Origin of the sequence: Rhodococcus sp. NPDC060176 (assembly GCF_042728675.1) — a bacterium.
Taxonomy (GTDB): Bacteria; Actinomycetota; Actinomycetes; order Mycobacteriales; family Mycobacteriaceae; genus Rhodococcus_F.
Map to the genome: position 1 here is coordinate 1 of NZ_JBHWYS010000019.1, position 7042 is coordinate 7042.

The following is a 7042-nucleotide window of genomic DNA, read 5'->3' on the forward strand; positions in this document are numbered from 1 at the left end:
GACATTCATCGACACACTGTTGAGTTCTCAAAGAACACGCACACACCATCACCACGACCCTATGGCCGCCGCTCCGGGGCAACTTTTCCAGCCTATCCCATCATGATCATCGGCGCAAACCACTAAACATTCGGGGAAGAACTGGAGGTGAAGCACAACCATACACGATGGAAACTACTTCGAAATTTGGTCAGGCACTTCGTACAACCTCGTGTCACTCGCTGTGAAGCGGGAGTCGGTGTCCGTGTCGCTCTGACTTGGAATAAGTTACGCGTCCACTGAAGTCTTTGACAAATCCTCAGGTCAGGGACTTGAGGTTGCCCGTTTCCCCAGCTAGATCCCCTACGGCGACCCAACTTCGTCGATTCGGGCAACATGTGACGCCAGACACCACGGCTCGTTGGCCAACCGTCGCGGACTCACACCACCTGGACACGGATCCCCGCGGCCTCGAACAACGTGACCTGCTGTGCGTCTACCGCAGCATCGGTGACCAGCACAGCCCCCGGCGGTATCGGCGCCCACGCATGGAAAGGACGTTCGCCGAGTTTGGCGGAGTGCGCGAGTATGTAGACCTCGCCGGCACGTTCGATCATCATTTCCTTGAGCCGGGTCTGATCGAGCTCAGCCTAACAAATGCCCAGGTCAGCGGTAACTGCGCCTGCTCCGAGAATGCCTTGTCGAACGACACCCTCTGCAACGACGCCTCGGCGAGTGGTCCGACAAATCCTTGGCTGAGCGGCCTCAACGTCCCGCCGACACATTCGACTCGACACCATCAGTGTCGGCTAGCGCCTCGAGTGCTGTCAGCCCTGCAGCAATCACCGTCAGATTCGTCATGTGACGTAAGAGCTTTCCCATCGCTGCACACAGTGGTGCCTGCATCCAGGCGCACAGCGTCTCCGGGCCGGACCTGCTCGGCAACCCACTCTGCAATCCGCCGTTTGGCGTCGAACCCCACCATCGCTCTCTGACGCAGAGACGATTCCTAATGAGGATTGATTGCAATTGCCCCGCCATAGGTGCGTGCTATGAGTCCCTGAGCAGTCAACTGACTCAGGTCTCGATGTATTGCCGACGCGGTGACCCCGAACTGAGCCGAGAGGTCCTCGACGCTGGCCAGACCACTCGCACGCGCAAGTCTTGCGATTTCAGACCGCCTCGCCTCCGACTCCCGGATGGCCATCGCTCCTCGCCCTACGAACTCTGGCGCTTACTTGAAAACGAATGTGCTGGTTGCTAATTCGGCCGCCTGCCGCAGCGCTTCGACCCACTTCCGGCCTCGGCGATGCCCTTACCTGCAATGTCGAATGTGGTTCCGTGATCGACCGAGGTTCGTATGACCGGCAAGCCCACAGTCATGTTGACCCCGTCCTCGATTCCGAGGACCTTGACCGGGCCGTGCCCCTGATCGTGATACATCGCGACGATCAACTCGTAGTCACCACGACAGGCCAGGAAGAACGCGGTATCCGCCGGCAGGGGACCGTGGACATCGATTTCTTCTGCCTTCAACAGTTCAACGGCGGGGATGATCTTCTTCTCTTCCTCCCCGTAACCGAAGAGTTCATTCTCCCCTGCGTGCGGGTTGATTCCGCGGACGCCGATCTTCGGAGACAGATTTCCCGTGCGTACCAATGCTTCATCACCTCGACGAATGATCCGCTCCACCAGGCCCGGTTCGATCCTGACGACCGCGTCGAGCAGTCCGATGTATGTAGTCACGTGAATGACCTTGAGCTCGGGCGTCGACAACATCATCAACACCTCCTCGGCATCGGCCAAAAGCGCAGGCAATTCCGTGCGACCAGGGAAGATATGCCTTGCTGCGTGTAGCGCCTCTTTGTTCAGCGGCGCGGTGCAGATCGACTGAACTTCACCGCGAACAGCGAGTTCGCTTGCAACGCGGATGTACTGATAGGCCGCATCTCCCGCGACTGCCGACAGTTCACCCCACGCGAGATCCTCAGGCAGCAAGTCCAGATCGATGACGTTGATCCGTCCATCGATGAATTCACCATCCTTGATCTCCTCGTCGGGGACCACGTCGACGTCGATTCCGAGAACCTCGGCGGCCGGACGCAGGCGCTTCGCGTCGCCGACAACGACCGGGCGGCAACGCTTTCTCGTTTCGTCGTCGAGGAGTGCGGGGATGATCACTTCCGGCCCGACGCCGGCGCCGTCGCCCATTGTGACAGCGATCAGCGGCAGTGGGGTGGATTCGATTGGCATGGGATTGACCTCGTTGTCTGAAGGTAGATTATCCGGAGCGGCAACCGAAGTGGGGTGTGCGAGAAACTCCGTCGTGGAGCAAAGACTGTGTACATACCCGAAACTTCCTGGCCGCGTGACGATGTACCGACCGGTGTGATCGACGGCGCCGATCAGCTCGGCGAGTGCCGAGGCGAGCTGGACGCACGGTTGGCGACTGCACTGTCGTTCTTCGGGTAACTGCCGGCTTGAGCGCGAATGTTCCTATTAGACGAAACATCGGAACCTGTTGTGCTGCAGCCATAATCAGATCGAGGCCACCTTCGGTCTCGGCTTCGTAGGGCACCACCCCGCCTCGCACCGTGCCCCCTGCCTTGGCAATCCGGCGGCGACGATGACCGGAGATCCGTCGCGGGAGAGTTCCACAACCCCCGCGGCCACGTTGCCTCTGAGTAGAGATTCGACCTTCTCCACGGTTACAGAGTCTGCGGACGATTACAGAACTGATCTCACGTCACGAGAGGCTGTGGCGGGGTCGGATCGTCGTGAGTGCAGATCAAAAACTGTCACGCTTGATTCATCGGGCTCTCCCGGACCGAATCGAAGCGACATCCCGGAACTTCGAAGCAAAAACCTGCGGCCGACTCCACCTCCGAACGAACTCCCCTGTTCCTGTTCGGGACTCACTCATGTCCAATATTTTGATCACCCCGACCGCGGCCAACGAACCTAACGAGCTGCAGAGTGGAATTGAGTCGGGACCGTTTCATCGTCAGCGAATCGAACCGAGGCACAGGCGATTACACGCTTGTCGTCAATGACAGTTACTGGGGGACCGCTCCCGGCGTTCGCCGTGTCCAGGTCCGCTTCATTCCCGAAGAGGCGGGCCGCGTCGTTGCTCTTCGGAGCGGCGAGGTCGACGTCATCGATTCGATCAGTCCGGATTTCGCCGAACAACTCGCCAAGTTACCCGGCGTCCAGGTGGACACCGTGCCGTGCACGCGCATCAACCAGTTGTTCTTCAACTTCCGCAAGCCCGCCGATCAGCCACTATCCAATCTGCATGTTCGCGGGGCACTGACCTACGCCATCGACGACGAGTCGCTCGCCCGGACGCACTGATCGGGTCCGTGGTGCCGGCCACCGGTCCAGCCCCGCCCACGTTGGATGGATTCCTGGCGCCAAGGCAAGACCGGGGACTGGGATGTCCTGGGCAACGGGTACGGCAACCAGACCGGACTTGCACGCAGCAGGACATCCAGGAGAACTGGCCTTGTTATGGAGCTTCGTACCGAACGCTCTTCTTGCGAAACGTACTCGTATTCAGAATGTTTCACTGACCCCCATCAACTCCTACGACCTCGGCGCCGTCCGATTGAAGGCCTGAGCCAATGACTCTCACCGCTCCGAAACCGCACACATCAACTCGGAATCTCGGCACGTCGTACTCGTTCCAAGCGCCGGCCATGGACGTCGTCCTCGGCAAACTTCCGTGCACCAGCACCCTGGCCGTCAGCCCCATCCTGTTGACCGCCGTGCTCTCAATTCCGTTGGGCGTGTAAATGGTCCACCACGCGGACACCCGACGCGAACTCGGTGCGAACATCGTGGCCGTTCGCGCACAGTCCATGCCGGAGTTCTGGAGCGCTCTGATGCTGGTGACGATATTCGCGGTCCTCATCCCGGTTCTACCTGCCGCCGGATCCACCACGTGGCCGTCGGTGATCCTGTCCACCGCAACTATCGCCATCCTTCAGCTCGCGTTGATCTCCCGGATGGTTCGGCGCGAATTGGTCTCGGCCTTCGCTTCGCCGTACATCACCGTCGCACGCTCTCGCGGAGTATCCGAACGCGAACTCACCTGGCGATATGCGATGCGTAACTCGACAACTCCCATCGTCACCGCGCTGGGCACCAGATTTGCCGGAGTGCTGAACTGCGTTGTGGTGGTCAAGGTCGTGTTCGCCTGGCCGGGTGTCGGCTCCTCTCTCTGCCGCTGGTTCTGAGGGAACGCGAAAAGCCCTATCCCGCAGCGGCTAGAGTGCTCGGACTTACCCGCATGGCCATCCTGCTTTCGTCACGTCATTCCGAACATCGTCCAGCAGGCATCGCTCGTCGTCCTGCTTCTGCTCGCTCAGGCCGTTCTGTTGGAAAGCTCCTCGAGCTACCTCGGCGCCGGCCCTCAACGTCCGTTTGCGACCTGGGGCCGAATCACCGCCGACGGACAGGACTACATCACCACCTCATGGCGGATCGTCACGTTGACCGGTCTGATGATCGTGCTGCCAGTCGTTGGAGTGAACCCACTCGGCGACGGTCTGCGCGATCGGCCTCCAGGATCGAAACGACTGGCCGAAAGCCTGGTCGGGCGTGGCAACGCCCAGAAAGCAAAGGCGTGAGACGCGGGCAATTTACGACGGGTCGACGACCTCCAGATCGAACGAGCCACGGCGAATGGCGTCATCCGAGCCGTCGACGGCGGCGCGGTAAGCGTCATCGTTCCGCTGATCAACAACGCCGAAGAGGCAGCGGCCGCCGTGGGCAGCCGCCATTCGGCATCCACTCCTACGGGCCCATGCGGTCGCAACTCCTTATCGGCCCCGTTCCCGCCGACGCGAACCGCGACACTGTTGACTTCGCGATGATCGAAATCCACAAGGCCTGGAGAACGTCGAAGAGATCTGTGCTGTAACCGGATTGGACGGCGTGTACGTCGGACCGTCCGATCTACGAATCGCCGTCGGCGGTAAGCATTCCAACGATCCAGACGTGTCCGAGGAATTCGAAGCCGCGCTCACCCGGGTGCGCGAAGCTGCTGCCGCCTGCGGGGTGGCTGCCGGGATCCACACACCTTCCGGTCAGGTTGCAGCACAACGCCTTGCAGAGGGTTACACCTTCGCGACCGTAGCCTCGGACCTGACGCATCTGGCGAATGTCTCGGCTCAGCATCTGGATGCAGCCAAGTCCTGATCCGGGTACAAAAATGGCGATGCTCCCGTACGTGGTACGGGAGCATCGCCATTCTCGAACGACTAACGCTGAATTGCCTTGATCTCGAGGAACTCTTCGAGCCCGAACGTGCCTGCCTCGCGTCCAACACCCGACTGCTTGTATCCACCGAACGGCGCATTGGTGTTGAACGCACCGCCGTTAACCTCGACCTGCCCGGCCCGCAGCTGCCGTGCGACGCGATCCGCACGATCGGGGTCACCTGACCAGACTCCGCCGGCCAAACCGTATTCAGTCCCGTTGGCTATCCGCACTGCGTCGGCCTCGTCCTTGTAGCCCATGATCGAAAGGACCGGTCCGAAGATCTCCTCGCGCGCAATGGTCATATCCTCGGTCACGTTTGCGAACACCGTCGGCCCGACGAAATACCCACTGGCCAATCCGGTTTCGCGACCGTCGACAACCGCGGTAGCGCCCTCGGCTACACCCTTCTCGATGTATCCGCGAACGCGTCCCAGCTGATTCGCATTCACCAGCGGTCCGAGCACCGAAGTCGGCTGAGTCGGATCACCTACCTGGAAATGAGCGGCCACCGCAGCAGCAATTGCCGCTGCCTCGTCCACCTTCTCCGCGGGAACCAACATACGTGTCAGCGCCGAACAGGTCTGGCCCGAATTGATGAAGCACTTTGCGACGCCATCCGTGACAGCCTTTTCGAGGTCGGCGTCGTCGAGAATGACGTTCGCGGACTTGCCTCCCAGTTCAAGCGAGACCTTCTTGATGGTGTCCGCAGCCACGATGGCCACTCGCTTGCCGGCCCGAGTCGATCCGGTGAAGGAGACCATGTCGACCTCGGGGTGGCCGGCAATGGCTTCACCCACTACCGGGCCGTATCCGCTCACCAGGTTGAATACACCTGCAGGCAAACCGATTTCGTCGAAGATGTCGGCGAGAGCGTACGTGATGAGAGGTGCAACCTCGGTGGGCTTGAGTACCACGGTGCAGCCCGCGGCGAGTGCACCACCAACCTTCAAGACAACTTGGTGGAGCGGGAAGTTCCAGGGAGTGATTGCGCCGACAACACCCGCCGGTTCACGAACAATCAGCGAGTTGCCGACCTCGTGGGCGTCAAAATCATAAGTGCGGGCCAATTCAGCAAATGCATTCAAATTCGCCAGCGGCATTCCGATTTGTACGGGCTTTGCGAATCCGATCGGCATGCCCATATCTTGCGAAACCAGCGCCGCAAGATCATCGGTACGTTCGGCAATAATCGCAGCAGCTTTGGAAAGATATTCGGCGCGCTCGCCGCCGGATAGTGCAGACCAAGCGGGGAAAGCCTTTCGTGCTGCCTTCGCGGCCGCGTCGACATCTTCGACAGTGCCCTCGGCGACAGTTCCTATCAGCTCTTCCGTAGCCGGATTGAGAACGTCGATCCGACCGCTACCAGTGGATTCGATCCAGGCGCCATCAACATAGATTTTGGTGCGGTCGAGAATATCGGTCATCGAAGCCTCCGTAGTCAGCACGCGTGCACAGGTGAGGTGGGCCCGATCACACGGGCACCTCTTCCGAGCCTAGCCACGCTCGACGAGTTCCGTGGCAGGTTGGTGGCGCGATTGGCGCTCGACAGACGAGACTTGCGGTGGGCGCACACTTTTCAGTGATCGTGTGAACGGTACGTTCATCTCGTTGCAGGCGACGGAGTGCCGTTCGCTCGAAGGCGGGGGGTGTTTTGGGTACGAGAAAGCCCCCCAACCATCACTGGTTGGGGGGCTTCTCTAAATTGTGTTCGGCGGTGTCCTACTCTCCCACACCCTGTCGAGTGCAGTACCATCGGCGCTGAAGGGCTTAGCTTCCGGGTTCGGAATGGGACCGGGCG

General features: G+C 60.4%; 9 protein-coding genes, 1 rRNA gene and 1 pseudogene. 6 read left to right on the top strand and 5 right to left on the bottom strand.

All coding sequences use genetic code 11. The features are described from left to right. Nucleotides 1-419: 419 nt before the first annotated feature. The 3 genes from ACFWEM_RS33995 to pdxA all read right to left on the bottom strand — a co-directional run bounded on the left by ACFWEM_RS33995 (nt 420) and on the right by pdxA (nt 2232). Nucleotides 420-596 carry a hypothetical protein gene (locus tag ACFWEM_RS33995; protein WP_378540071.1) on the bottom strand — a complete coding sequence of 59 codons (177 nt, stop codon included), beginning with the start codon at nt 594-596 and terminating at the stop codon, nt 420-422. A gap of 392 nt (nt 597-988) precedes the next feature. Further along, nucleotides 989-1186 (bottom strand): DeoR family transcriptional regulator, encoded by a 198-nt coding sequence (locus tag ACFWEM_RS34000; protein ID WP_378540072.1) that lies wholly within the window; start codon nt 1184-1186, stop codon nt 989-991. A 53-nt stretch (nt 1187-1239) separates the two neighbouring features. Then, the gene (gene pdxA, locus ACFWEM_RS34005; protein ID WP_378540073.1) at nt 1240-2232 is read right to left on the bottom strand and encodes a 4-hydroxythreonine-4-phosphate dehydrogenase PdxA; all 993 of its coding nucleotides are present in this window, start codon (nt 2230-2232) and stop codon (nt 1240-1242) included. An 87-nt stretch (nt 2233-2319) separates the two neighbouring features. Between pdxA and ACFWEM_RS34010 the strand changes: the two genes are divergently transcribed. From ACFWEM_RS34010 to ACFWEM_RS34035, 6 genes and pseudogenes are all read left to right on the top strand, one after another. Next, complete coding sequence (locus ACFWEM_RS34010) at nt 2320-2451, top strand: hypothetical protein (protein WP_378540074.1); 132 nt, start codon at nt 2320-2322, stop codon at nt 2449-2451. Between the two features lie 504 nt (nt 2452-2955). Continuing rightward, the gene (locus tag ACFWEM_RS34015; protein ID WP_378540075.1) at nt 2956-3333 is read left to right on the top strand and encodes an ABC transporter substrate-binding protein; all 378 of its coding nucleotides are present in this window, start codon (nt 2956-2958) and stop codon (nt 3331-3333) included. A 269-nt stretch (nt 3334-3602) separates the two neighbouring features. Beyond that, nucleotides 3603-3773, top strand: a complete 171-nt coding sequence (locus ACFWEM_RS34020; protein WP_378540076.1) for a hypothetical protein — start codon at nt 3603-3605, stop codon at nt 3771-3773. After that, complete coding sequence (locus tag ACFWEM_RS34025; protein WP_378540077.1) at nt 3774-4217, top strand: ABC transporter permease subunit; 444 nt, start codon at nt 3774-3776, stop codon at nt 4215-4217. A 141-nt stretch (nt 4218-4358) separates the two neighbouring features. Further along, nucleotides 4359-4610: a hypothetical protein gene (locus ACFWEM_RS34030; protein ID WP_378540078.1), complete on the top strand. Its 252-nt coding sequence runs from the start codon at nt 4359-4361 to the stop codon at nt 4608-4610. Nucleotides 4611-4646: 36 nt separating this feature from the next. Then, a pseudogene (locus ACFWEM_RS34035) lies at nt 4647-5181 on the top strand (aldolase/citrate lyase family protein). A 62-nt stretch (nt 5182-5243) separates the two neighbouring features. On the opposite strand, the gene ACFWEM_RS34040 reads toward ACFWEM_RS34035, so the two are convergent. Both ACFWEM_RS34040 and rrf read right to left on the bottom strand, forming a co-directional pair. Continuing rightward, nucleotides 5244-6668, bottom strand: coding sequence for an aldehyde dehydrogenase family protein (locus ACFWEM_RS34040; protein WP_317557097.1), 1425 nt, complete (start codon nt 6666-6668; stop codon nt 5244-5246). A 282-nt stretch (nt 6669-6950) separates the two neighbouring features. After that, nucleotides 6951-7042: ribosomal RNA gene (gene rrf / locus ACFWEM_RS34045) — 5S ribosomal RNA — on the bottom strand; the annotation flags it as partial.